The sequence below is a fragment of the Methylorubrum salsuginis genome, from assembly GCF_900114375.1.
GTDB lineage: Bacteria > Pseudomonadota > Alphaproteobacteria > Rhizobiales > Beijerinckiaceae > Methylobacterium > Methylobacterium salsuginis.
Genome location: NZ_FOSV01000015.1, coordinates 88538 through 113595, shown reverse-complemented (window position 1 = coordinate 113595; position 25058 = coordinate 88538). Strand labels below are relative to the sequence as shown.

General features: G+C 69.6%; 24 protein-coding genes. 21 read left to right on the top strand and 3 right to left on the bottom strand.

The window, feature by feature from the left end:
- The first annotated feature begins 92 nt into the window (after positions 1-92).
- From BM140_RS17250 to BM140_RS17230, 5 genes are all read left to right on the top strand, one after another.
- Entirely contained in the window at positions 93-485 is a 393-nt protein-coding gene (locus BM140_RS17250) for a DUF2267 domain-containing protein (RefSeq protein ID WP_091949120.1), read from the top strand.
- A gap of 208 nt (positions 486-693) precedes the next feature.
- On the top strand, positions 694-1692 hold the full coding sequence (gene olsB / locus BM140_RS17245) for a l-ornithine N(alpha)-acyltransferase (protein WP_091949115.1): 999 nt from the start codon (positions 694-696) through the stop codon (positions 1690-1692).
- Positions 1693-1760: 68 nt separating this feature from the next.
- Positions 1761-2924 carry an MFS transporter gene (locus BM140_RS17240; RefSeq protein WP_091949113.1) on the top strand — a complete coding sequence of 388 codons (1164 nt, stop codon included), beginning with the start codon at positions 1761-1763 and terminating at the stop codon, positions 2922-2924.
- Between the two features lie 73 nt (positions 2925-2997).
- Complete coding sequence (locus BM140_RS17235) at positions 2998-3126, top strand: TFIIS helical bundle-like domain containing protein (protein WP_091949110.1); 129 nt, start codon at positions 2998-3000, stop codon at positions 3124-3126.
- 289 nt (positions 3127-3415) lie between these two features.
- A complete protein-coding gene (locus BM140_RS17230) occupies positions 3416-3640 on the top strand; it encodes a hypothetical protein (protein ID WP_091949107.1) in 225 nt (74 codons plus the stop codon).
- 65 nt (positions 3641-3705) lie between these two features.
- Here the strand turns inward: BM140_RS17230 and BM140_RS17225 are convergent, their stop codons facing one another.
- Positions 3706-4899 carry a patatin-like phospholipase family protein gene (locus tag BM140_RS17225; protein WP_091949104.1) on the bottom strand — a complete coding sequence of 398 codons (1194 nt, stop codon included), beginning with the start codon at positions 4897-4899 and terminating at the stop codon, positions 3706-3708.
- Between the two features lie 348 nt (positions 4900-5247).
- Here BM140_RS17225 and BM140_RS17220 point away from each other — a divergent pair, with 348 nt between their 5' ends.
- From BM140_RS17220 to BM140_RS17180, 9 genes are all read left to right on the top strand, one after another.
- Positions 5248-5790, top strand: a complete 543-nt coding sequence (locus BM140_RS17220) for a ComEA family DNA-binding protein (protein WP_091949101.1) — start codon at positions 5248-5250, stop codon at positions 5788-5790.
- A 264-nt stretch (positions 5791-6054) separates the two neighbouring features.
- Positions 6055-6270: a hypothetical protein gene (locus BM140_RS17215; RefSeq protein WP_091949099.1), complete on the top strand. Its 216-nt coding sequence runs from the start codon at positions 6055-6057 to the stop codon at positions 6268-6270.
- Complete coding sequence (locus tag BM140_RS17210) at positions 6267-6770, top strand: DUF3016 domain-containing protein (RefSeq protein ID WP_091949096.1); 504 nt, start codon at positions 6267-6269, stop codon at positions 6768-6770. Before BM140_RS17215 ends, BM140_RS17210 begins: the two co-directional genes overlap by 4 nt.
- A 388-nt stretch (positions 6771-7158) precedes the next feature.
- Positions 7159-8814, top strand: coding sequence for a porin (locus BM140_RS17205; protein WP_091949093.1), 1656 nt, complete (start codon positions 7159-7161; stop codon positions 8812-8814).
- Positions 8815-8987: 173 nt separating this feature from the next.
- Positions 8988-9899 carry an amino acid ABC transporter substrate-binding protein gene (locus BM140_RS17200; protein WP_091949091.1) on the top strand — a complete coding sequence of 304 codons (912 nt, stop codon included), beginning with the start codon at positions 8988-8990 and terminating at the stop codon, positions 9897-9899.
- 28 nt (positions 9900-9927) lie between these two features.
- Positions 9928-10650: an amino acid ABC transporter permease gene (locus BM140_RS17195; protein WP_091949088.1), complete on the top strand. Its 723-nt coding sequence runs from the start codon at positions 9928-9930 to the stop codon at positions 10648-10650.
- The gene (locus tag BM140_RS17190; protein ID WP_091949086.1) at positions 10651-11343 is read left to right on the top strand and encodes an amino acid ABC transporter permease; all 693 of its coding nucleotides are present in this window, start codon (positions 10651-10653) and stop codon (positions 11341-11343) included. It abuts the gene before it with no gap.
- Between the two features lie 145 nt (positions 11344-11488).
- Positions 11489-12217 carry an amino acid ABC transporter ATP-binding protein gene (locus BM140_RS17185; protein ID WP_091949189.1) on the top strand — a complete coding sequence of 243 codons (729 nt, stop codon included), beginning with the start codon at positions 11489-11491 and terminating at the stop codon, positions 12215-12217.
- A 173-nt stretch (positions 12218-12390) separates the two neighbouring features.
- Entirely contained in the window at positions 12391-12621 is a 231-nt protein-coding gene (locus tag BM140_RS17180; protein WP_091949084.1) for a DUF6894 family protein, read from the top strand.
- A gap of 68 nt (positions 12622-12689) precedes the next feature.
- Here BM140_RS17180 and BM140_RS17175 read toward each other — a convergent pair whose 3' ends face one another.
- Entirely contained in the window at positions 12690-12902 is a 213-nt protein-coding gene (locus tag BM140_RS17175) for a hypothetical protein (protein ID WP_091949186.1), read from the bottom strand.
- Positions 12903-13094: 192 nt separating this feature from the next.
- Positions 13095-13667, bottom strand: a complete 573-nt coding sequence (locus BM140_RS17170; protein WP_091949081.1) for a TetR/AcrR family transcriptional regulator — start codon at positions 13665-13667, stop codon at positions 13095-13097.
- 143 nt (positions 13668-13810) lie between these two features.
- Here BM140_RS17170 and BM140_RS17165 point away from each other — a divergent pair, with 143 nt between their 5' ends.
- From BM140_RS17165 to cyoB, 7 genes are all read left to right on the top strand, one after another.
- Positions 13811-14950 (top strand): efflux RND transporter periplasmic adaptor subunit, encoded by a 1140-nt coding sequence (locus tag BM140_RS17165; RefSeq protein WP_091949077.1) that lies wholly within the window; start codon positions 13811-13813, stop codon positions 14948-14950.
- A gap of 194 nt (positions 14951-15144) precedes the next feature.
- Entirely contained in the window at positions 15145-16227 is a 1083-nt protein-coding gene (locus BM140_RS17160) for an efflux RND transporter periplasmic adaptor subunit (RefSeq protein WP_091949073.1), read from the top strand.
- A 20-nt stretch (positions 16228-16247) separates the two neighbouring features.
- Positions 16248-19304 (top strand): efflux RND transporter permease subunit, encoded by a 3057-nt coding sequence (locus BM140_RS17155; RefSeq protein ID WP_091949070.1) that lies wholly within the window; start codon positions 16248-16250, stop codon positions 19302-19304.
- A gap of 199 nt (positions 19305-19503) precedes the next feature.
- Positions 19504-20178, top strand: a complete 675-nt coding sequence (locus BM140_RS17150) for a DUF2490 domain-containing protein (RefSeq protein WP_091949067.1) — start codon at positions 19504-19506, stop codon at positions 20176-20178.
- A gap of 231 nt (positions 20179-20409) precedes the next feature.
- The gene (locus BM140_RS17145; RefSeq protein WP_091949064.1) at positions 20410-21744 is read left to right on the top strand and encodes an MFS transporter; all 1335 of its coding nucleotides are present in this window, start codon (positions 20410-20412) and stop codon (positions 21742-21744) included.
- Between the two features lie 120 nt (positions 21745-21864).
- Positions 21865-22998 carry a ubiquinol oxidase subunit II gene (gene cyoA / locus BM140_RS17140; RefSeq protein ID WP_244535471.1) on the top strand — a complete coding sequence of 378 codons (1134 nt, stop codon included), beginning with the start codon at positions 21865-21867 and terminating at the stop codon, positions 22996-22998.
- 50 nt (positions 22999-23048) lie between these two features.
- On the top strand, positions 23049-25058 hold the full coding sequence (gene cyoB, locus BM140_RS17135; RefSeq protein ID WP_091949058.1) for a cytochrome o ubiquinol oxidase subunit I: 2010 nt from the start codon (positions 23049-23051) through the stop codon (positions 25056-25058).

Here is a 25058-nt window from a genome sequence, read left to right as displayed (position 1 = left end):
GCCGTCATGATCCAGGGGCGGGAGCCCCGGCAACCCTTGATTTCGCGGCCGCCGCGTCGGACAGACGAAACACGTCGAGAAGGAAGGGATTCATGGAAGAGCTGATTGCCCGCGTCACCAACCGCACCGGACTGGACGCGGCGACCGCCAGCACCGCGATCGGCCACATCCTGGCCTTCCTGCAGAAGGAGGGGCCGGCGACCGAGGTGAGCAAGATGCTCGCCGCACTCCCCGGCTCCGAGGCCGCCATCGCCCAGGCGAACGCCCAGGAGGGCGGCGGCGGTGGGCTGATGGGCATGCTCGGCGGCATGATGGGCGGCGGCGGCGTGATGGCGCTCGGCCAGAAGCTGATCTCGGCCGGCGTGCCGATGAACCAGATGCAGCCGCTCGGCCAGGAGCTGTTCGCCTATGGCCGCGAGACGGTGGGCGAGGACACGATGGGCCCGATCGTCGCCTCGATCCCGGGCCTGAACCAGTTCGTGTAAGGGGCTCGCCAACCCCCTGATATCGTTAGCCGGTTTCGTTCGCCGGCTATCGCGCCGGAGCTTGCGCGGGATCGCCCTTGGCGCCGCGCAAGCCTCTGTCGATCCAAAAGATTTTCCGTCATAAAAGCGTGCGGCCCCTGTGGTGTTGTCGCCCCGCGTCGACAAGGGCCGCGCAGGGGCGCGCCTCGACGCGACGGATCGGACAACGATGCTGCCGAATTTTTCCCCGCGCGAGGCCGGTGCGGCGTGGAAGGCCGGCTGGGAGTCGAAGGTGCAGGCCCCCTTCGCCCGCTTCCGCCAGACCTTCGAGGGCGGCGACATCGCGCTGCCCGGCGGCGCCCCGATCCTGCTGAAGCCCCGACGCAAGGCGATGCTGTCCGCACCGGGGCTCGATCCCTGCCTCGGCCGGATCGGCCAGCTCGAAGTGCGGCTCGCCACCACCAAGGCCGAGATACGCCGGGCGCAGCGCCTGCGCTTCCGCGTGTTCTACGAGGAGATGTCGGCGGTGCCGACGGGGTTTTCCGCCCTCAAGCGCCGCGACGTCGACGCCTACGATGCGGTCTGCGACCACCTCCTCGTCATCGATCACGCCGCGACCGAGGCGAAGCCCTTCCGCAAGGCGCGGCCCAAGGTGGTCGGCACCTACCGCCTGCTGCGCCAGGACCGGGCGGAGGCGCATATCGGCTTCTACTCGGCGGGCGAGTACGACCTCGCGCCGCTGATCGAGCGCCACCCCGAAAAGCGCTTCCTCGAACTCGGCCGCTCCTGCGTGCTCAAGCCCTATCGCACCAAGCGGACGGTGGAGCTGCTGTGGCACGGCATCTGGGCCTACGTGCTGCACCACCGCATCGACGCGATGCTCGGCTGCGCCAGCCTGGAAGGCACCGACCCGGACCGGCTCGCGCTTCCCTTGAGCTTCCTCCACCATCACGCCCGCGCCCCCGAGGCGTGGCGCGCGCGCGCCCTGTCCGAGCGCTACGTGGCCATGGACCGGTTGTCCCGCGAGGCGGTCGATCCCAAGGCGGCGCTGGCGAGCCTGCCGCCGCTGATGAAGGGGTATCTGCGGGTCGGCGCCACCTTCGGCGACGGCGCGGTGATCGACCGCCAGTTCGGCACCACCGACGTGTTCGTGGTGCTTCCGGTCGCGGCCATCGCGGCGCGCTACATCGGCCATTTCGGCGCGGGTGCGGATCGGCACGCGGCTTGAGCCGCGCGGGGTTGCCCGCGGCGGCGTAGGCTGCTGAGGCAGGCGCCTCCCCCGCGCCCTGAGTTGTCATGTTCGCCTCCGCTGCTCCTTCCGACCGCGACCGCCTCGGTGCGATGGCCGCGGCCATCGCCTGCGTGGCGGTGGTCGGCATCGGGCTCGGGCTGTCGATCCCGCTTCTGTCGCTGGAGATGGAGCGGATGGGGGCCTCCAGCGTCGTCATCGGCCTCAACACCGCGGTGGCGGGGCTCGCCGCGATCCTGACCGTGCCGTTCGTGCCGCGGCTCGCCGCGATGCTCGGCGTGGTGCGGCTGCTGGCCTCGGCGATCGCGCTCGGCGGCCTGTGCCTCGTCGCCTTCAAGCTCGTGCCGAACCTCGCCCTGTGGTTTCCCCTGCGCTTCGTCTTCTCGACGACGCTCGGCGTCCTGTTCGTGCTCTCGGAATTCTGGATTAACGACGCGGCGCCCCCGGAGCGGCGCGGCCTCGTCATGGGCGTCTACGCCACGATCCTGGCGCTCGGCTTCGCCATCGGCCCGGCCCTGTTGACGGGGCTCGGCACGGACGGCTTCGCCCCCTACCTCGCGGGCGCCGGGCTGTTCTTCCTCGGCCTGCTGCCCCTTGGGCTCGCCCGCAACCTCTCGCCCGCGCTCGGCCACGGCGAGGGCGGCGGGCTCGTGCGCTACCTGCGGCTCGCTCCCGTGGCGGTGCTCGCCGCCGCGCTCTACGGCGCCGTCGAGGCCGGGGCCTTCGCGATCCTGCCGCTCTACGGCCTGCGCATCGGCTACGATGCCGCCAGCGCCGCCGCCCTCGTGAGCGCGGCGGCGCTCGGCAACGTGCTGTTCCAGATCCCCGTGGGGCTCCTGGCCGACCGGATCGACCGCCGCGCGGTGATGCTCGGCGCCAGCCTGCTGGGGGCGCTCGGCGCCGCCGCGATCCCGGCCGCCTCCGGCTCGTGGGCGGGGCTCGCGGCGCTGATCTTCGCCTGGGGCGGCATCGCCGGCACGCTCTACACCGTCGGCCTCGCCCATCTCGGCGCCACCTTGCGGGGGGCGGATCTGGCGGGCGCCAACGCCGCCTTCGTGATGCTCTACAATGTCGGGCTGATGCTCGGGCCGCCCCTCGTCGGCGGCGGCATGGACCTGTCGCCGCCGCATGGCTGCGCCTGGGCGCTCGGGCTCCTGTTCCTGGCCTTCGCGGTGCCGGTGGCGGCGAGCCTATGGCGCCGCCCCGCCTGACGGAACGCCGCCGCGGGCCGAGCCGTTAACGGGCATAAGCTGCACCGTTCCCTCGAGCCTCGCGGAGCCCGCCATGAGCCTGATCGGCCGCCTCGTCACCAAGATCCTCGGCAACGAGGACCGCCCCGTCATCCGCGACGACCGCAACGCCGGATCGAGCTCGCCGATCGGCCGGCTGGTGACCAAGATCCTTCGGAAGTAGGTTTTCGCGGTTTCGCGACGGGCGGGGCAATCTGCCCCGCCCTCAGGCCCGCCCATAGGCCCGCCCATAGGCCTGCCCATAGGCCTGCCCATGGGCCCGCCGCCTTTCGGGGAGCCTCCGGCTTCGGTCGGCCGACCTGGGGCACGGGAGGGCGGCCGCCTCGAAGCGTGCCTTCCGTCCTGATGACTTCCTCACGCTGCGGGCCGTTTTCCCGCTCGAATCCTCACGCCCCGGCGCTCAGTTTCCCGTCGCGGTCCGCTTCCCCGACCGCGTCACCCCCTGCCCGATCATGTCCGCTTCGCTTGTTTCCGCCGAGCCGCCCCCGGCCCGCGTCGCCCTGAGCTACGTCGTCGGCCAGGATTGCCGCGGCCGCTGGGTCGCCCTCGAGAGCCACGGCCTCGGCGGCGGCTATTTTCGGGATCGCGAGGCCGCGATCCGCTACGCCGCCGCGGAGAGCGGATGCCCGGCCGGCGCCGTGCGGCTCAGCCTGGAGCCGCTGGCGATCACGCTCTGACGCGAAAGCCTGGGCGTTCGCCTCGTCCCGTTCCGAAAGCCGGCGGCCCCGTTCGGGATGAGGCGTCAGCGCCCGGCCACCGCCTCCTGCACCACGTCCTTCACGAGCGGCGCGGCCGGCACGTTGCGGTGCCAGAACCGGCCGGTGCGGCCGGTCTCGTAGCCGAACTGGTAGAGGTTGCGCATGTAGCCGGTGTCGAAGCCGCGCGCCGTGGTGGTCTGCGGCGCGCGCTCGTCGATATAGGTGAGGTTGAAGCCGATGCCGTTGCGGCTGGCGAAGGCGTCGGTGGCCACCAGCGTCGCCCGCGAGCGCGCCCGGCTCGCCGTGGTGAAGGACTTCTCGACGATCGAGAGGGTGTTGTTCTTGGTGACGTCGAATTCGGGCTCCAGCCGCCCGTTGATGACGACGAAGATGTCGGCCTTGCCGGCGCTCTTGATGCGCCCGTCGCGCACGAGGAACGACTGCGGCAGGGTGAAGACCGGCGTCACCACCGAGCCGTCGACATGCATCTCCTGGAAGGCGCGGCCCTCCGCCTGCACGTCGAGGAGCTGGGGCGGGAACACCGCCGGGATGCTGGCCGAGGCGGTCAGCACGTCGGTGAACAGCGCCACCGCATTGGGCGCTCCGCTCGCCGCGATGGCCCCCATGTTCCAGATCACGGCGCGCTGGCTGTCGAGGTTCGTCGTCACCACGAGCAGGCGCCGGCCCTTGGCGTGCTCCTCGGCCACCGCCCGCAGCAGGTCGGGCGTGACGTAGCGGGCGATCAGGTCGCGCAGGCGCCCGTCGCCGAACAGGCCGGAGCCGAACAGCACGTTGGCGAGGCTCGGCCCCTGCACCAGCGAGCCGGCGATGCCGCTGGTGTAGATCTCGGTGAGGTAGGAATCGTACCCGGAGCCCAGGAAGGCGAAGGGCGCGATCAGCGCGCCGGTCGAGACGCCGGACACGATGGTGAATTCGGGCCGCGCGCCCGAGGCCGTCCAGCCGTTGAGCACGCCCGCGCCGTAGGCGCCGTCGCCGCCGCCGCCCGAGAGGGCGAGGTAGCTGAAGGCTTGCCGCTTGCGCTGGGGGCCCGCCGTCATGGTGACGAATTCCGCCGCGGTGGCATCGGCATAGGCCCGCACGCCCACCATCCCCGGCACGGTGGCGGCCTCGGCCTCGGCCTTGGTGTAGGCGGTGCGCGGCAACGAGGAGCACGACGCGGCCTGACCCGCGACGAGGACGGCCGCGATCAGGCGAGACCAGCGGGAGCGAGGAGGCATCGGTCGGATCCCAAGAACCGTTCGAACGGCTCGGCTCATGTCAGCCGGAGCCCGTGCGCATGGCCCAGCTTATACCAGAACGAGCTTGACCGTATCGCGTTCCGCCGGCCGCGCGCGCGACGGAGGCGGCCTGGTGCCGTGCCGCCACAGCGGAGCGGGCCGCGCGTTTCGGCAAATCTCTCCGGATTGTGCGCAAGCGGCCTGTGCACAGAGCGCTTTTCTCAAATCCGCTCATATGTTCGCCGGATCGAAGGGCCCTAAGATCCTCAGCGAAGCGTGACGCGGCGGGTCGCGCCGGTTCCGCGCCGAGTCTCCGAGCGTCCGGAGCCGTCTGGGGGGAGGGCTCGCATGCTCAGCGGTTCGGCGATCCTGCGCGTCCTGCTCGTTCTGGTCGCGGCCGCGGGCATCGCCGGTCTCGTCCAGTTCGTCTGGATGCGCGGCGCTCCCCCGGCCCCCAAGCCCGAGGCCGCGATGCAGCCGGCCCCCCGGTCGGAGCCGAGCCGCCCCGTCCCGCCGCCGGAACCCGTGCCGCCCGAGCCCGCCCCGACGGCCGAGGCGCCGCCCACGCCGCAACCGTCCCTGCCCCGCCGCGAGCCGAGCCCGCCGCCCGCGTCCGTCACCGCGCCCGCCCCTTCCCCCGCTCCCGTCCCCGCCACGGCTGCGCCCGATCCGACCGAGGCGGCGGCGGAGAGCGCCCCCCCGGCCGCGGTCGCCCTGGTCGATCTCAACACCGCCTCGCTCGCCGAGCTGAACGCCCTCAAGGGCGGCGGCGCCATCGGCCGGACGATCATCGGGCACCGCCCCTACGCCTCCGTCGATCAACTCCTGTCGAAGCGCGTGCTCAACCGCGCCACCTACCAGCGCATCAAGGATCAGGTGACGGTCAGGTAGTCGTCGTCTCCGGCCTCGACGCGGGCGGCTGGGGCGCCGGCCTTGGGCCGTCGCGATGATCGAGGGTCGTCCTGCATATCGGATCGAGGACGATCCTCGATCCTTGTGCCGCATCGTCTCTTTGCCGAAGGTCGGAAACCATCTTTCGGGACGAGGCCCGCTGCGCCGGGCGCGTCCTGTCACGTCAATGGGCGTGCCCGTCTGGTGCCCCGCCGCCGCAGGCCTTAAGACGGTGCGGGCGAGACACCCGACGCGAGGCGATCCATGCACACGACATCCGGCGCACCGATCCTCCGCCAGGATCTGGGCGTCGAGGAGACGACCGAATCCGACAACATCGTGCGCTGGGACGGCGAGCGCCTCTACGTCGAACAGGACATTTACCACAACGGCCAGTTGGTCCACCGCAAGTACCGGCGCACCATCACCGAGCCGGTGGCCCGAGCCCTGCAGGCGATCATCAACCGCTCGCACCAATGAGGCGGGCGCTCGGGGCGGCCGCGCTGCTGGCGGCGCTGGCCGCGCCGCTCCCGGCCTGCGCGCAGGTCACGGTCCGCTTCGTCGCGCCCGAGCGCTACACCGATGCCGAGAACCGCTTCGGGTCGGGGCCTCCCTTGCGGGTGACGCTCGCCGAGATGCGCCGCCTGTTCGAGAGCCTGGGCGGCCGCGTGCTGGCGCCGGGCCAGAGCCTCGACATCGACGTGCTCGACATCGACCTCGCCGGCTTCGACCAGCCGGGGGCCAACGCGCCGTTCGGCCTGCGCGTCGTCAACGACGTCACCCCGCCGCGCTTCCGCATCCGCTACGCCCTGCGCGAGGGCCGCCGCACCGTGCTGGCGGGGGAGGAGGCGGTCTCCGACCTCAACTTCCTGACGCGCTACGCCCGCTCCTCGTCCGGGCAGGCATTCTTCTACGAGCGGGAATTGCTGCGGGACTGGTTCCAGGCGCGCATTGCCGAACGGCGCCCGCCGCGCACCTGATCGAGAGCCGGTTCGGGACGGCGGGCCCGGCCCCCTCCCTCTGCCCCCTCCTCCGGCCTCGCTCGCCGACCCCGCGTAGGTGCACGGCCTGCGCCTCGGCATCATCCCGGGAACGGCCGCGCGGTGCCGGAGAAAGCCCGGCGCCGGCAAAAAAGTCACAGCTCGCCCCCGGCGCCTGTGGAGCGCGCGATCGAGCTTGTCATGGCCAGTCCAGCCCGCCACGCTCCGCTTACTGGACAGTCTTCACGTTCTGCATCCGCATCGAACACCTTGCCCGATCGGTGGGCAGGGCGAGCCGCGAACGCGCCGCGCGAGACGGCGGACGGGGCCATGATGCGGCGCGGGCGTGCGCGGGGCGGCGATGAGCCGGGCCCGGCTGGGGGCAGGCATGGGGCACATCGCGAAAAAGCTTCTCTCGGGGGCGGCGCTCCTCGTGGTCGTGGCCCCGGCCGCTCGGGCGGCCGACCTGCCGGTGCGGAAGGCGGTGCCGATCGAGTATGTCCGGGTCTGCTCCGCCTCCGGGGCGGGTTTCTTCTACATCCCCGGCACCGACACCTGCCTGCGGGTCTCGGGCCGCGCCCGCTTCGAGGCCGGCACCATTCCGGTCCAGAACCGCAACAACTCGTCCGGCGACCTGTCGCAGTATCGCGGGTTGATGCGGATGAACTTCGATGCGCGCACCCAGACCGGCTACGGCACCCTGCGTGCCTTCCTGCGGGTGGAGGCGGCGAGCCGCACCGGCGTGTTCATGACCTCGGGCACGCAGCAGCGCATCGCCAACGCCTTCCCGGCGGTCGGCCAGGATCAGCTCGGGCGGGTGCAGAACTTCATCATCGCCGAGAAGGCCTTCGTGCAGTTCGCCGGGCTGACGGCGGGCCGCGCCTCCTCGTTCTTCGACTTCTACGCCCACGATTACGAGCTGATCGCCTCGACGGCGGGCTCCGACCTCGCCTCCACCAACCTGCTCGCCTACACCCACAAATTCGGTGAGGGCTGGTCCGCGACCCTGTCGATGGAGGATCCGAACTTCCGCAAGAACCCGTTCTACGCCTCCTCCTTCGGCGCCCCCGCCACGGGGCCGGGCCAGAGCGGCGTCAACAACGTCTTCAACACCGCGCCCAGTCCGGTCATCCTCGGCACCAACGCCGACGGCACCGCCAACACCGTCGTCTTCCTCGACACGGTCCAGCGCTCGCGCATGCCCGATTTCGTCGGGTCGCTGCGCTACGACGCGCCCTGGGGCGCGATGCAGCTCTCGGCGGCGGTCAAGGACGTGAACATCGGCGGCTTCATCGCCAACTCGGCCGTCTCCACCCTGACGCCGGTGCCGGGCGCCGCCGCCGGGCCGGTGACGCCCGGCACCGCCGCGGCGCTGCTTGCCGCCCGCGGCCTCGGTTCCGGGGCGCAGACCGAATATGGCTGGGCGGTGCAGGGCGGCCTCAAGCTCAACATGCCCTGGATCGCCCCCGGCGACGGCCTCTACCTGCAAGGCGCCTACGGCGAGGGCGCGCTCCTCTATACCGGCTTCTCGATCTTCACCGGGAGCTATGCCAGCCAACTCGGGCCGGTGCAGGGCGCGCCCTTCGTCCACGCCCTGGCCGACGCCGTGGTGAACCCGCTGACCGGCCGCATCGCCCTGTCGCAGAGCTTCACGGCGACCGCCTCCTACCTGCATTACTGGTCGCCCGAATGGCGCTCGGCCTTCTTCGGCAGCTACGGCGAGGTCAGCTTTCCGCGCGGGACGCGGGACGCCTTCAGCCTCGTGAACGGCATCGTCGGCGCCTCCGCGCCTCCGCCCGGCGCCGCCTTCGCGGTCAGCCCGATCCTGCGCGACAACTACCAGATCATCGCCGGCACCAGCCTGATCTGGTCGCCGGTCAAGGATCTCGATATCGGCATCGAGGGCACCTACATCGGCACCGGCCCCTTGAGCGGCCGCATCGCCGATCAGACGCGCCCCGTCACCGTGGGCGGCCTGCCGGCCTATACCGAGAAGCGCTACGACACGACCCAGATCCGCATGCGGGTCCAGCGCGACTTCTGATTTTCTTCTCGGAGGATCGCCTCGATCGAGCGGATGTGTGCGATCGGGCTGACACGGCACGGGCCTTGCCCCGACAAGGAAGCCGGTCGGCGGATGACAAGTGTCTCGCCCGGCTTCACTATGGCCCGATCCGGCCCTCATCGGCCGCCCGCGAAGAAAGTAAGGTCCGCCGCATGCGCCTGAGAGACGCGTTCCTCCTCGCCGCCGTCACCGCCCTGACCGCGGGCGCGCCTGCGCGGGGCCAGGAGCTGACCGGGACCCTCAAGAAGGTGAAGGAGTCCGGGGCCATCACCATCGGCACCCGCGATTCCTCGGTGCCGTTCTCCTATCTCGACGGCGACCAGAAGCCGGTGGGCTACGCCCTCGACATCTGCCTCAAGGTCGCCGACGCGGTGAAGACGCATCTCAAGCTCGACAAGCTCGATGTGAAGTTCAACCCCGTGACCTCGGCCACCCGCATCCCGCTGATCGCCAACGGCACGATCGACCTCGAATGCGGCTCGACCACCAACAACGCCGACCGGCAGAAGCAGGCGGCCTTCACCAACACCCACTTCCTCACCGCGACGCGGTTCGTGGCCAAGAAGGACAAGGGGCTGACCAAGACCGACGACCTCAAGGGCCGCACCGTGGTCTCCACCTCGGGCACCACCAACATCCGCCAGATCAACGAGATCAACACCGCCCGCTCCCTCGGCATGAAGATCCTGCCGGCCAAGGACCACGCGGAGGCGTTCCTGATGGTCGAGACGGGGCGGGCCGACGCCTTCGTGATGGACGACGTGCTGCTCGCCTCGCTGGTGGCCGGCTCCAAGACGCCCGACGCCTACGCGATCTCGTCGGAGGCGCAGTCGAAGCCGGAGCCCTACGGCATCATGCTGCGCAAGGACGACGCCCCGTTCAAGGCCGTGGTCGATGAGGCCACCGCCGCGCTCTACAAGAGCCCGGAGGGCAAGGCGCTCTACGAGAAGTGGTTCACGCAGGCCATCCCGCCGCGGGGCATCAACCTGAAGCTTCCGATGAGCGAGGCGATGCAGAAGGCCTTCGCCAACCCCAGCGACAGCGCCGACCCGGCCGCCTACTGACTGAGGCGCCGGGCGGGGGCTTGAGGCGATGAACTACACCTGGAACTGGGGCATCTTCCTCGAGCCCTCGCCGGAGGGCGTCGGCACCTACGCCGACATGCTGCTCTCCGGCCTGTCGTGGACGATCGCGACCGCGCTCTGCTCCTGGGTGATCGCCTTCGGCCTCGGCTCGGTGATCGGGGTCTTGCGCACGCTGCCGTCCAAGACCGCCAACGCCGTCGGCACGGCCTATGTCGAGCTGTTCCGCAACGTGCCGCTGCTCGTGCAGATGTTCCTGTGGTACTTCGTGCTGCCGGAAGTGCTGCCGACCGAGATCGGCACGGCGGTCAAGCAGCTGCCCGACGCGCCGTTCTACACGGCGGTGCTGTGCTTAGGTTTCTTCACCGCCTCGCGGGTGGCCGAGCAGGTGCGGGCGGGCATCCAGTCGCTGCCCCGCGGCCAGCGCCTGGCCGGCACGGCCTTGGGCTTCACGGTCGCGCAGACCTACCGTTACGTGCTCCTGCCCAACGCCTACCGGATCATCCTGCCGCCGCTGACCTCCGAGTTCCTGAACAACCTCAAGAACACCTCGGTCGCGCTCACCATCGGCCTGCTGGAGCTGACGGCGCGGGCCCGCTCGATGCAGGAATTCTCGTTCCAGGTGTTCGAGGCCTTCACCGCGGCCACGATCCTCTACGTCCTGATCAACCTCGTGGTGATCGCGGGCGCCACCCTGTTGGAGCGCGCCGTCGCCGTGCCGGGGGGGCGCTAGATGTTCTCGAACTTCGATTTCTCGGTCATCGCCGCGTCCCTGCCCTACCTGTTCGGGCAGGGCATGGTGTTCACGCTGACGCTCACCGCGCTGGCGGCAACCGGCGGCATCGTGTTCGGCACGGGGCTCGCGATGATGCGGCTCTCGGGCATCCCCGGCGTGACGCAGGCCGCCAAGCTCTATGTCGAGCTGATGCGGTCCCTGCCGCTGGTGCTCGTCATCTTCTGGTTCTACTTCCTCGTCCCCTATATCGGCGCCTGGGTGACCGGCTCGGCGACCCCGATCCAGGTCGGCGCCTTCGCCTCGGCGCTCGTCACCTTCACCCTGTTCGAGGCGGCCTATTTCGCCGAGATCATGCGGGCGGGCATCCAGTCGATCGCCAAGGGCCAGAGTGCGGCGGCCTCGGCGCTGGGCATGAGCTACTGGCAGACGATGCGGCTGGTGGTGCTGCCGCAGGCCCTGCGCAACATGCTGCCCCTGCTCCTGACCCAGACCATCGTGCTGTTCCAGGACACCTCCCTCGTCTACGTCCTGTCGCTGACGGACTTCATGGGCGCGGCCTCGAAAGTGGCACAGCGCGACGGGCGCCTGGTCGAGATGTACCTGTTCGCCGCGCTGGTCTACTTCGCGGTCTGCTTCACCGCCTCGTGGCTGGTGCGCCGGCTGCAGACCCGCGTCGCCATCATCCGCTGAGGTTTTTATCGCGATGACCTCGACCCCGATGCCGGCCCCCGCCGCCGGAACCCCCACGGCGAACGCGAGCGAAGCTCCGGCGGACGAAGGCCTGCGCGCCGGCCCGCTCGTCACGCCCGCGCCTGCCCCCGCGACGGCCGGGTCGATGATCGCCATCGAGGGGGTCTCGAAGTGGTACGGCGACTTCAAGGTGCTGACCGGCTGCTCGACCCGCGTGGCCCGCGGCGAGGTGGTGGTCGTGTGCGGGCCCTCGGGCTCGGGCAAGTCCACGCTGATCAAGTGCGTCAACGCCCTGGAGCCGTTCCAGGAGGGGCAGATCACGGTCGACGGCACGCGGGTGAAGGACAGGGGCACGAACCTGCCCAAGCTTCGCGCCCGGGTCGGCATGGTGTTCCAGCATTTCGAGCTGTTTCCGCACCTGTCGATCACCGACAACCTCACCATCGCGCAACGCAAGGTGCTCGGGCGCTCCGGGGAGGACGCGAGGAAGCGCGGTCTCGACCTCCTCGACCGTGTCGGGCTCTCCGCGCACGCGAAAAAATTTCCGGGCCAGCTCTCGGGCGGGCAGCAGCAGCGGGTGGCCATCGCCCGGGCGCTCGCCATGAACCCGGTGGTGATGCTGTTCGACGAGCCGACCTCGGCGCTCGATCCCGAGATGGTCGGCGAGGTGCTCGACGTGATGGTCGAGTTGGCCCGCGACGGCATGACCATGATGGTCGTGACCCACGAGATGGGCTTCGCCCGCAAGGTCGCCGACCGGGTGATCTTCATGGATCGCGGCGAGATCGTCGAGGACGCCACCAAGGACGCCTTCTTCGGCCAGCCCCGCAGCGAGCGGGCTCAGCAGTTTTTGTCGAAGATCCTGGCTCACTAGCGCGTGTTATCCCCGCGCGGCCCTCGCCATAGTGGGGTGATCTGTATACGTCATTCATGACGCATGGTTCGAAACCGTACAAATCGACACGCGTTGTTTTTGCGTTGCATCACTCACGGCGGTCGTCGGCGCGCGGCCGGAGACCGGTTTTTGTCAAGAAGTCATTCCTGCCGATGGCCCGCTACTTCTTCGACATCCACGACGGGGCCGACCTGCGTGACGAAGTCGGCCGCGAGATCGGTGATCCGCTTGCCCTGCGGCGCGAGGCCCTGCGGGTGATGACCGCCCTGATGGCCGCCGAAGCCGAGGACAGCCAGGATTCCACCCTCGTGCTCACCGTGCGCAACGAAACCGGCGACGGCGTCATGACGATCCGCCTCGTCTGCCAGATCGACGATCGCTGAAGCCGCGGCCCTCTTGAACGCGTCGGCGGTCGTCGTTCGGGGCGGGCCGGGGCCGAATCCGGCTTCGTTCAAGGCGATGTCCGCGACAGGTCCGGCTCCGTTTCGCCGCCGCTCTGCCCCTGCGCCCCGCCCTCCGCGCAAAACCCCTCGCGTGCGAGATCGACGAGGAGCATGTCGAGCAGGACCCGCAGGCGATGATGAGCCGAGCCGGGAAGTCGGGCGCGGACCTCGCCGCAGAGCCGGGCCAAGGCGGCCAGGGCTTCGGCATCCTGTGAAGGCATCGTCATGGCTCGCGCGGTCGACGGCCCGCACTCGGATGACTCCGCGGCGCGACGACCGTTCCGTCCCGTCTCTCCTTGAAACCCGTGCCCGCGCCGGTGCTGCGACGACCGCCTACCGCCCGTTCGCTGGTTCACTACGTCCGAAACCCGAGGCGGTTCCCAATCCTCCCGGCTCGGCGCGGGCCGTTTCGCTCACCGCGCCGGAGCCGGTCCGAGGGCGCGCGCCGCCCGCTCCAGCGCGCCGAACAGCGCCTCGGCCTGGGCGCCGCCGATGTCGTGGAAGCCGAGCGTCCGGCCCATGACCAGGCCGAGGATGGCGAAGAACAGCATCGGCCCGGCGCCCGGCGGGTCGGCGCTTTCCAGGCGCTCCAGCCGCTCGGCCACGAAGGCGCGGTAGCCGGCCAAAGCCTCCGGGTTCTCTGCCGCCGCGATCAGGAGCGCGCGCGAAAAATCGTCGTCCTCGCAATAGGCCTCGCGCAGATGCGCCACCATGGCGAGCGCCAGACCGTCGGGCCCCGGCCGGGATTGCGCCTCGCAGGCGGCGATGCCCTCGCGCAACTCCGCGAGCTTGCGGGCGACGAGGGCCAGGATCAGCGCGTCCTTCGAGCCGTAGTGGTGCAGCACGCCGCCCTTGCTGAGGCCCGCCTGCGCCGCCACCGCGTCGATGGTCAGCGCCCGGCCGCCGCCCCGGCGCAGGACCGCGCCGGCCGCGTCGAGGATCGTCTGCGCCCGGTCGTCGCGCCGGCTGCGCGTCCTCTCCGTCATCGTCCCCTCGTTCGGATCCGCAAAAACCGTCTGGACGGTCGGTAAGATAGACGATAAGTCTGCGCGGCGATAGCGCCCCCTCGACGCGTCGCCGTCCGATCGGCGGCGCGCCCTGCGGGGTCTGCGCCTGGAAAGCTCGGCCGATGTTCCCAAAGGCTTCCCCTCTGGTCTGCGCCCTCGGCGCCCTCTCCCTGCTGGCGCTCGCGCCTCTGCCGGCCCGCGCGGCGGACGATGCGGCGAAGGCGGCGCCGCGGGAGGTAGACCCCTTCGACGATCCCTCCGTGGTGCTGGTGCGCGTCGTCGAGGCGCGCAAGAACCCGGTGGCCGCGGAGGTGGTGCTGACCGGCGACATCCAGGCCCAGGCCCAGACCAACGTCGCCTTCCGCACCAACGGCAAGGTATCCGAGCGCCGGGTCGAGGTCGGCGACCATGTCGCCGCCGATCAGGTGCTCGCCGTGCTGGAGCCCCTGGTGCAGCGGGCCAACCTCGACAACGCGAAGGCCGCCCTCGTCTCGGCGGAGGCACAGCTCACCCAGGCCAAGGTCACCTTCGAGCGCCAGAAGCAGTTGCTCGCCGGCGGCTACACCACGCGCCCGAGCTACGACAACGCCGAGCAGCAACTGCGCACGAGCCAGGCCGCGGTCGATTCGGCGAAGGCGGCTCTGGGCACGTCGGAGGAGCAGCTCTCCTACACCGAGCTGCGGGCCGGCGTGTCCGGCATCGTCCTGAGCCGCACCTTCGAGGTCGGGCAGGTGGTGCAGGCGGGCCAGTCCGTGATGGTGCTGGCCCAGGACGGCCCGCGCGACGCGGTGTTCAACGTCTACGAGGCGCTCACCGCCAACCCGCCCGAGGACAAGGCGATCCAGGTCGTGCTCCAGTCCGACCCGTCGGTGACGGCGGTGGGCCGCGTGCGGGAAATCTCGCCGACCGTCGATCCGCAGAGCGGCACGGTGCGGGTCAAGATGGGCCTCGAAGCGACGCCGCCCGCGATGACGCTCGGCGCCGTGGTGATCGGGCGCGGGCGCTTCGGCGGGCGCGAGGCCGTGGTCCTGCCCTGGTCCGCCCTCTACCGCTTCGAGAACCGGCCCGCCGTCTGGATCCACGATCCGGCGACCGGCACGGTCTCGGTCCGCCGGATTGAGATCGACCGCTACGGCGGGGCCGACATCGTGCTGAAGGGCGGCGTCGCGCCGGGCGAGTCCGTGGTGGTCGCCGGCATCCAGTTCCTGCGTCCGGGCCAGCGTGTGGCGGTGGCGCCGAGCGTGGCGGAGGGCGGCAAGTGATCTTTTTAAGGCGCAACGCCTCCGCCGCGTCCCTCCCCCCTCTGCGGGGGAGGGTGGCCCCCGAAGGGGGCCGGGAGAGGGGAACCACGGTGCCGCTTGGCCGCGATTGTCCAGTTATCTCCGGAAGCGTGGTTCCCCTCTCCCGCCCCGCATCCGCGGGGCACCCTCCCCCGCAGAGGGGGGAGGGTTGGGCGTTGCGCGCCGTCGTATCCCTGGCGACTCTCACCCTCGCGGCCTGCCAGCCCTCCCAGGAGGAGCCCGGCCCGCCCCCCGTGCGCCCGGTCCTGACCACGCTGGCCGAGCCCACCGAGAGCGTGATCTTCGGCCCCTTCGCCGGCACGGTGGAGCCGCGCTACCAGTCGCAGCTCGGCTTCCAGATCGGCGGCCGGGTGGTGGCGCGCGACGTCACCGTCGGCGACGTGGTGAAGAAGGGCCAGCGGCTCGCGGCCCTCGACCCCATCGTCTCGCGCTTCGACTTGACCCGCGCCGAGGCCGAACTCGCCGACGCCCGGGCGCAATCCGAGAACGCCGCCGCCACCGAGGCCCGCACGCGGCGCCTGATGGAGGGCGGCAACGTCACCCAGGCCCAGCTCGACGCGGCGGTGGCCCGGCGCGACACCGCCCAGGCGCGCCTGGCGCAGGCCGGCGCCAGCCTGCAGAAGGCGCGCGACCAGATCGGCTATACCGAGCTGCACGCCGATTTCGACGGCGTCGTCACCCAGCGCCTCGCCGAGGTGGGCCAAGTGGTGAGCCCCGGCCAGGGCATCGTCACGCTCGCCCGGCCCGAGACCCGCGAGGCGGTGGTCGACATCCCCGAGACGCTGGTCGGGGCGATGCCGCAGGACGGCGTGTTCACCGTCTCGCTCCAGAGCGCGCCGGAGATCACGGCGCGGGGCCGGGTGCGCGAGATCGCGCCCTTCGCCGATTCCGGCACCCGCACGCGCCGCATCCGCATGACCCTGGAAAATCCGGGTCCGGCCTTCCGGTTGGGCGCCACCATCACGGTCTCGCTGGTGCGCCCGACCCCGCGCCGCTTCCTGCTGCCGGCCACCGCGCTCCTGAGCACGGACGGGCGGCGCTCGGTCTGGATCGTGTCGGAGGCGGGCGAGGGCAAGCAGCAGGTGACGCGCCGCGACGTGACCCTCACCGCCGAGCCCGATGACGGGCCGCGGGTCAGCGTCGGCGGCGGCCTGCAGCCGGGCGACCGCGTGGTCGTGGCCGGCGTCCATTCCTTGAGCGACGGGCAGCCGGTTCGCCTGCCCGACGAACCGCGCTGAAGCGGAAGAAGGCTTTTCCCGTGAAGGACTTCAACCTCTCCGACTGGGCGCTCGCGCACCGCTCGCTGGTCTGGTTCCTGATGCTGGTCTGCTTGGCGGCCGGCGCGATGGCCTATTCGCGGCTCGGCCGCGAGGAGGACCCGCCGTTTGCCATCAAGACCATGGTGGTGCAGGCGACCTGGCCCGGCGCCACCATCAAGGACACGCTGGATCAGGTCACCGACCGGATCGAGAAGGAATTGCAGCAGATCAACGCGCTCGACTACGTCCGCAGCTACACCACGCCGGGGCAATCGACCGTCTTCGTGCAGTTCCGCGACACCACGAAGAAGGAAGAGATCCAGCCGGCCTTCTATCAGGTCCGGAAGCGCCTCGGCGACATCCAGCACACCTTCCCGCAAGGGGTGCAGGGCCCGGCCTTCAACGACGAGTTCGGCGACGTCTACGGCAACGTCTACGCCTTCACCGCCGACGGCCTGACCCATCGGCAGCTGCGCGACTACGTCGAGGGCGTGCGCACCGAGATCCTCAAGGTGCCCAATATCGGCAAGACCCTGCTGATGGGCGTGCAGGGCGAGACGATCGACCTCGATTTCTCCACCCGCAAGCTCGCGGGCTACGGCATCGACATCCAGGCGCTGATCAAGGCGCTGCAATCGCAGAACGCGGTGGCGGCCTCCGGCGTCGTCCAGGCGGGCCCCGAGCGCGTGAGCTTGCGCGTCAGCGGCCAGTTCACCTCGGAAGAGTCGCTGCGCGACGTGAACCTGCGCTTCAACGACCGCTTCTTTCGCCTCGCCGACGTCGCCGAGATCTCCCGCGGCTACGAGGACCCGCCCGCGGCCATGTTCCGGGTCGACGGCAAGCCGGCCATCGGGCTCGCCATCGCCATGCGGCCCAACGCCAACCTCCTGAAGTTCGGCGAGGACCTGAAGGCGCGCATGCATGTGGTCGAGGGCAAGCTGCCGATCGGGGTGGGCATCCACCTCGTCTCGGACCAGCCCAAGATCGTCGAGGAGGCGGTGGGCGGCTTCACCAAGGCGCTGGTCGAGGCCGTCGTCATCGTGCTCCTCGTCAGCTTCGTCAGCCTCGGGCTGCGCGCCGGGCTCGTGGTGGCGATCTCGATCCCGCTCGTGCTCGCCATCGTGTTCGTGGTGATGCAGGTGATGGGCGTCACGCTCCAGCGCATCTCGCTGGGCGCCCTCATCATCGCGCTCGGTCTGCTCGTGGACGACGCGATGATCACCGTCGAGATGATGGTGGCGCGTCTCGAACTCGGCGACAACCTGAAGAAGGCCGCGACCTTCGCCTACACCTCCACCGCCTTCCCGATGCTGACCGGCACGCTGGTGACGGTGGCGGGCTTCCTGCCCATCGGCTTCAACGGCTCGTCGGCAGGCGAATACACCTACTCGCTCTTCGTCGTGATCGCGGCCTCGCTCCTCGTCTCCTGGGTGGTGGCGGTGCTGTTCGCGCCGCTCCTCGGCGTGACGATCCTGCCCAAGACCATGAAGCACCATGCCGAGAAGCAGGGCCTGTTCACCCGCGCCTTCATGGCGGTGCTGCGCCTGGCCATGCGGCTGCGCTGGATCACCGTGGCGCTCTGCGTCGGGCTGATGGCGCTGGCGATCGTCGGCATGGGCCACGTGCAGCAGCAGTTCTTCCCGTCCTCCGACCGGGCCGAACTTCTCGTCGACCTGACGCTGCCGCAGAACGCCACCATCCGCGAGACCCAGGCGCAGCTCGACCGGTTCGAGGCCCATCTCAAGGGCGATCCCGACATCGAGCGCTGGTCTTCCTATGTCGGCCAGGGCGCGGTGCGCTTCTACCTGCCGCTGGACCAGCAGCTCGCCAACGCCTTCTACGGCCAGATCGTGATCGTGACGAAGTCGCTCGAGGTGCGCGATCACGTGCTGGCGCGCTTGCAGACGATCGGGCGGCGGGACTTCGTCGGCACCGACGTGCTGGTCCAGCCCCTGAACCTCGGGCCCCCCGTGGGGCGGCCGATCCAGTATCGCCTGTCCGGCCCGGACATCCAGGAGGTGCGCCGCCTCTCGCTCAAGCTTGCCGACGTGGTCGCCACCGACAAGCGCGTGGCCGTGCCGACCTTCGACTGGAACGAGCCCGGCAAGGTGCTGCGGGTCGAGATCCTCCAGGACAAGGCACGTCAGCTCGGCGTCACCAGCCAGGACATCGCCGGCATCCTTAACGGCGTCGTCGGCGGTCAGGCGATCACGCAGGTGCGCGATTCGATCTACCTCGTGAACGTGGTCGGCCGGGCCCGCGCCATCGAGCGCTCCTCCCTCGACACGCTGCAAAGCCTTCAGGTCACGCTCTCGAACGGCTCGGTCGTCCCGATCCTGGCGTTTGCCAAGATCGATTACGACCTCGAGCAACCCATCGTCTGGCGCCGCGACCGGGTGCCGACGGTGACGGTGCGGGCCACCATCACCGACGCGACCCAGCCGCCGACCATCGTGGCCGCGCTCCAGCCCGCCATCGACGCCTACGTGAAGGCACTGCCCGAGGGCTACACGCTGGCCACCGGCGGCGCGGTCGAGGAGGCCGGCAAGGGCCAGGGTCCGATCGCCGCCGTGGTGCCGGTGATGCTGCTCGCCATGGCTTTGTTCCTGATGATCCAGCTCCAGAGCTTCCAGAAACTGTTTCTGGTGTTCTCGGTGGCACCCCTCGGCCTCATCGGCGTGGTGCCGGCGCTGCTGCTCTTCGACAAGCCGATGGGCTTCGTGGCGATCCTCGGCATCCTGGCGCTCATCGGCATCATCGTGCGCAACGCCGTGATCCTGGTGAGCCAGATCGAGGAATGCGAGGCGGAAGGCATGGCCCCCTGGGACGCCGTGGTCGAGGCCACGCGCCACCGCATGCGCCCGATCCTGCTGACGGCGGCGGCTGCCAGCCTCGGCCTGATCCCGATCGCCCGCGAGGTCTTCTGGGGGCCGATGGCCTACGCGATGATCGGCGGCATCCTGGCCGCGACCTTCCTGACGCTGCTGTTCCTGCCCGCCCTCTATGTCGGCTGGTACCGCATCAAGGCGCCGCCGCGGGGAACGGCGCGGGGATAGCCGGTGAGAGCCCCTCGCCCCGTCTGCGGGGCGAGGGGATGGGCGGCCATCGCAGGAACCTGCCTGTCACCGAAGCGCCACAGCCCCATCGTCACCGCCCCGTCACGCCGCAAAACGCTGGACCCCGCCCCCGCCAGGCCCGACATCTGAGCCCGTGCCGCAGACGGGTTGCGGGTCAACGCCGCCAGAGGTCCCCCTCGTGCCCAGCCGGACGCGCTCCCTCCTGACGGCCCTGGCCCTCGTCACGGCGAGCCCCGCCGCGGCGCAGGACACCCAGTTCTGGCTCAACACCACCCTGTTCGGCACCTACGGCGATGTCACCTACTTCGCCGAGGTCCAGCCGCGCTTCGGCGGCGACATCTCCCGGCTCGATCAGCTCATCCTGCGCCCGGCCGTCGGCTGGAAGCTCGACGACAAGCTCACGATCTACCAGGGCTACGCCCGCGTCGAGAACACGCCCGCGGGGCTGCCGGGCTTTGCCGAGGACCGCAGCTTCCAGCAGCTCAGCTGGGAGATCGGCGAATTCGAACGCTTCAAGCTGTCCTCGCGCACCCGGTTCGAGCAGCGCTGGCAATCCGACGGGCGCGATGTCGGCTTCCGGTTCCGGGAGATGCTGCGCGCCTCCCATCCGATCTTCGGTGACACGAGCGGCCTCAAGGCCCTGGTGTCGAGCGAGGTGTTCGTGGCGTTGAACGACACCGATTGGGGGGCGCGGGCCGGCTTCGACCAGATCCGCACCTTCGTCGGGCTCGAAATCCCGCTCCAGGGCAAATCCACGGTCGAACTCGGCTATCTCAACCAGACGGTGAACGCGCCGGCCGCGCGCGTCGAGGTCAACCACGTCCTCTCGCTCAATCTCTTCCTGCGCTACTGAGCGCGCGCCGAATCGGGACGCATCGGCGCGGTGCGGCTCATGCATTATTCCGCCGCGTCGCGCGCCAGAATGCATGAGCCGCGCTTGCGCTGCATGGCCGAACTGCCGGACCGGCCGCGACGCCGAATCCACTTTGCGGATGGTATCCCATCCGCTAGGCACAAGCCGAACGCCGCGTGAACACCGAAGACGGGCGCGGCCATAGTGCTAGAGGCGAGCCGGCTGCCCGCGATGACCACCAACCCCGCATCGGCCAATTCGAGTTCCCTCGAGCGCGACGCGCAGGTGGCGATGAGCCACGGCCACGTCAGCCCCAACGACATCGCGCTCGGCGTGGTGATCGGGCGCGCATCGGAATATTTCGACTTCTTCGTCTTCGGCATCGCCTCGGTGCTGGTGTTCCCGAAGGTCTTCTTCCCCTTCGCCGAGCCGCTCGCCGCGACGCTCTATTCCTTCGCGATCTTCGCGCTGGCCTTCGTCGCGCGGCCGATCGGCTCGATCCTGTTCATGAAGGTCCACGAGCGCTACGGCCGCGGCGTGAAGCTCACGATCGCGCTGTTCCTGCTCGGCGGCTCCACCGCGGCGATCAGCTTCCTGCCGAGCTACAACGCGATCGGTCAGGTGGCGATCGAGCTGCTCGCGGTCCTGCGCATCCTCCAGGGCCTCGCGCTGGGCGGCGCCTGGGACGGGCTCGCCTCGCTGCTCGCCCTCAACGCCCCGCGCGAGCGCCGCGGCTGGTACGCCATGATCCCGCAGCTCGGCGCGCCGATCGGCTTCATGGTGGCCAGCGCCCTGTTCTCGTTCTTCGTCGTCAACCTGACGCCGGACGACTTCCTCGACTGGGGCTGGCGCTTCCCGTTCTTCTGCGCCTTCACGATCAACGTCGTCGCCCTGTTCGCGCGGCTGCGCCTGATCGCGACGCCGGAATTCACCCGCCTCCTCGACAAGGGCCATCTCCAGCCCGTCGGCATCGTCGACCTCACCCGTCACCATGCCCTCGACGTGTGGATCGGCGCCTTCGTGCCGCTGGCGAGCTTCGCCCTGTTCCACCTCGTCACGATCTTCCCGATCGCGTGGAACACCCTCAACAGCGATCGTTCGGCGGGCGACTTCCTGATGGTGCAGTTCTCCGGCGCCATCATCTGCGCCGGCGCGGTCGCGGCCTCGGGGCTGATCGCCGACCAGATCGGGCGGCGCAACATCCTCATCATCAGCGCCGGCCTGATCACCGTCTTCGCCTGCGGCTCGATCCTGGCGCCGCTGATCTTCGGCGAGAACGCCATCGGCCAGACCATCTACGTCAATGTCGGCTTCATGCTGCTCGGCCTGTCCTACGGCCAGACCGCGGGCGCCGTGACCTCGCGGCTCGGCCAGCGCTACCGCTACTCCGGCGCCGCGTTGACCTCCGACCTGGCTTGGCTGTTCGGCGCGGGCTTCGCCCCCCTGGTGGTGCTGTACCTTTCCACCGAGTACGGGCTCGCCCTCGTCGGCGTGTACCTGCTGTCGGGCGCGCTCGCGACGCTGCTGGCGCTCTCCCTCGACCGCTCCGAACTGCGGCAGATGTGATTTCGCTTGAGCGTCCCGGCCGCCGGTGCGGCGCCGGGACGAACCGAACGCGGTCGCCGCGGCGCGACCCATGAGATGGAACGAAGACCCGTGGCAGGACCATCGGTGACACCCTCGGCCATGCAAGTTTCCCGCGCGCCCGGAAGCGCCGCACGCCGCCTGCTGCGCGGCGTCCTGCTGCTGCCGCTGCTGCCCCTGCTCGCGGGCTGCAACCTGCAGGTCATGTTCCCCTCGGGCGACGTGGCGCTGCAGCAGCGCAACCTCGTCGTCGCCTCCACCGGCCTGATGCTGCTGATCATCGTCCCGGTGATCGCGCTGACCCTGCTGTTCGCGTGGCGCTACCGCGCCTCGAACACGCAGGCCCGCCACGATCCCGACTGGGATCACTCGACCGCGCTGGAGGTCGTGATCTGGACCGCGCCGCTGATGATCATCATCGCGCTCGGCGCGCTGACCTGGATCAGCACCCACACCCTCGACCCGTTCCGGCCGCTCTCGCGCATCGAGCCGGGCAAGCCGGTGCCGGCCGACACCAAGCCGCTCGAGGTGCAGGTCGTCGCCCTCGATTGGAAATGGCTGTTCTTCTACCCGGAATACGGGGTGGCGGTGGTCAACGAGGCGGCCGCGCCGGTCGATCGTCCGATCACCTTCAGGATCACGGCCTCCTCGGTGATGAACGCCTTCTACATCCCCGCCCTCGCCGGGATGATCTACGCCATGCCCGGCATGGAGACCAAGCTGCACGCGGTGATCAACAAGGAAGGCGCGTATAACGGCCTGTCGTCGCACTACAGCGGCACCGGCTTCTCGCACATGACCTTCAAGTTCCACGGCCTCGACAAGGACGGCTTCGACAAGTGGATCGCCAAGGCGAAGGCCGAGGGCAAGGACCTGTCGCGCGACGCCTATCTCGAACTGGAGCGCCCGAGCGAGCAGGTGCCGGTCACCTACTATTCGTCGGTCGCCGACGGCCTGTTCGGCTCGATCCTCGGCATGTGCGCCATCCCCGGCAAGATGTGCATGCACGAGATGATGGCCATCGACGCCAAGGGCGGCGCCGGCAAGGACAGCCGCGAGAATGCCGAGCGGCTGCAATACGACAACCGCCACGCCGAGCGCGGCGACGAGGCTCCGGGCGCCAACGGCCCAGCCTCGCACCACGCGCCGCGCAGCGACAAGCCGTCCGACTCGAAGGACCACGGTCCGCACGGCAAGGGCGAGAATTCGCCCGCGCCCAACCAGCTCAACAACTGATCCGTCGGCCAAGCGAATCCACGACGAGAATTTACGGTACGAGACACCCCATGTTCTCTGACACGGACCTCCAGCGGCTCCTGTTCGGGCGTCTGACGCTCGCGGACATCCCCTACCACGAGCCGATCCTGCAAGTGACCTTCGCGGGCGTCGCCGTGGGCGGCCTCGCGGTGCTGGCCGCCATCACCTATTTCCGGTTCTGGGGTCCGCTCTGGCGGGACTGGGTGACCTCGGTCGATCACAAGAAGATCGGCATCATGTACGTGGTGCTGGCCCTCGTGATGCTGCTGCGGGGCTTCGCCGACGCGCTGCTGATGCGCTCGCAGCAGGCGATCTCGTTCGGCGCGAACGAAGGCTACCTGCCGCCGCACCACTACGACCAGATCTTCACGGCGCACGGCGTGATCATGATCTTCTTCGTGGCGATGCCGTTCGTCACGGGGCTGATGAACTACGTCGTGCCGCTGCAGATCGGCGCCCGCGACGTCGCCTTCCCGTTCCTCAACAACTTCTCCTTCTGGATGACGGTCTCGGGTGCCGTCACCACGATGATCTCGCTGTTCGTCGGCGAGTTCGCCCGCACCGGCTGGCTCGCCTACCCGCCGCTCTCGGGGGCCGACATGAGCCCGGGGGTGGGTGTCGACTACTATATCTGGGGCCTGCAGATCGCGGGCATCGGGACGACGCTGTCCGGCATCAACCTGGTGGCGACCATCGTGAAGATGCGCGCGCCCGGCATGTCGATGATGAAGATGCCGATCTTCACCTGGACCTCGCTCTGCACCAACGTGCTGATCGTCGCCGCCTTCCCGATCCTCGCCGCCGTTCTCGCGCTGCTGACCCTCGACCGTTACGTCGGCACGCACTTCTTCACGAACGACCTCGGCGGCAACCCGATGATGTACTTCAACCTCATCTGGATCTGGGGTCACCCGGAGGTCTACATCCTCATCCTGCCGGCCTTCGGCGTGTTCTCGGAGATCACCTCGACCTTCTCCGGCAAGCGCCTGTTCGGCTACACCTCGATGGTCTACGCGACAGTCGTGATCACGATCCTGTCCTACCTTGTGTGGCTGCACCACTTCTTCACGATGGGCTCGGGCGCGAACGTGAACTCGTTCTTCGGCATCACGACGATGATCATCTCGATCCCGACGGGCGCCAAGATCTTCAACTGGCTGTTCACGATGTATCGCGGCCGGATCCGGTTCGACGTGCCGATGCTGTGGACCGTGAGCTTCATGGTCACCTTCGTCATCGGCGGCATGACCGGCGTGCTGCTCGCCGTGCCCCCGGCCGACTTCGTGCTCCACAACTCGCTGTTCCTGATCGCCCACTTCCACAACGTGATCATCGGCGGCGTGCTGTTCGGCATGTTCGCCGGCGTGAACTACTGGTGGCCCAAGGCCTTCGGGTTCAAGCTCGACCAGTTCTGGGGCAAGGTCAGCTTCTGGTTCTGGACCATCGGCTTCTACGTCGCCTTCATGCCGCTCTACGTGCTCGGCCTGATGGGCGTCACCCGCCGCGCCCAGCACTTCGACGATCCCTCGCTCCAGCCCTGGTTCGTCGTGGCCGCCATCGGCGCGGGCCTGATCGCCATCGGCATCGGCGCCATGATCGTGCAGTTCGCGGTCTCGATCAAAAACCGCGAGGCGCTACGCGACGTGACCGGCGATCCCTGGGGTGGCCGGACGCTCGAATGGTCCACCTCCTCGCCGCCGCCGGACTACAATTTCGCCTTCACGCCGGTCGTGCATCAGCTCGACGCGTGGTGGCAGATGAAGGCCCGCAACTTCCAGCGGCCGGTGACCGGCTTCCACTCGATCCACATGCCGAAGAACACCGCCACCGGCGTCATCCTCGGCGTGATCAGCATCGCCTTCTCGTTCGCGATGATCTGGTACATCTGGTGGCTGGCCGCGCTCACCGCGGTGGCGACCCTGGTCGTCGCGATCGCCCACACCTTCAACTACAACCGTGACTTCTACATCCCGGCCGAGACGGTCGTCCGCACCGAAGCCCAGCGGACGGACGCCCTCGCCGTGGCGGGACGGGCCTGA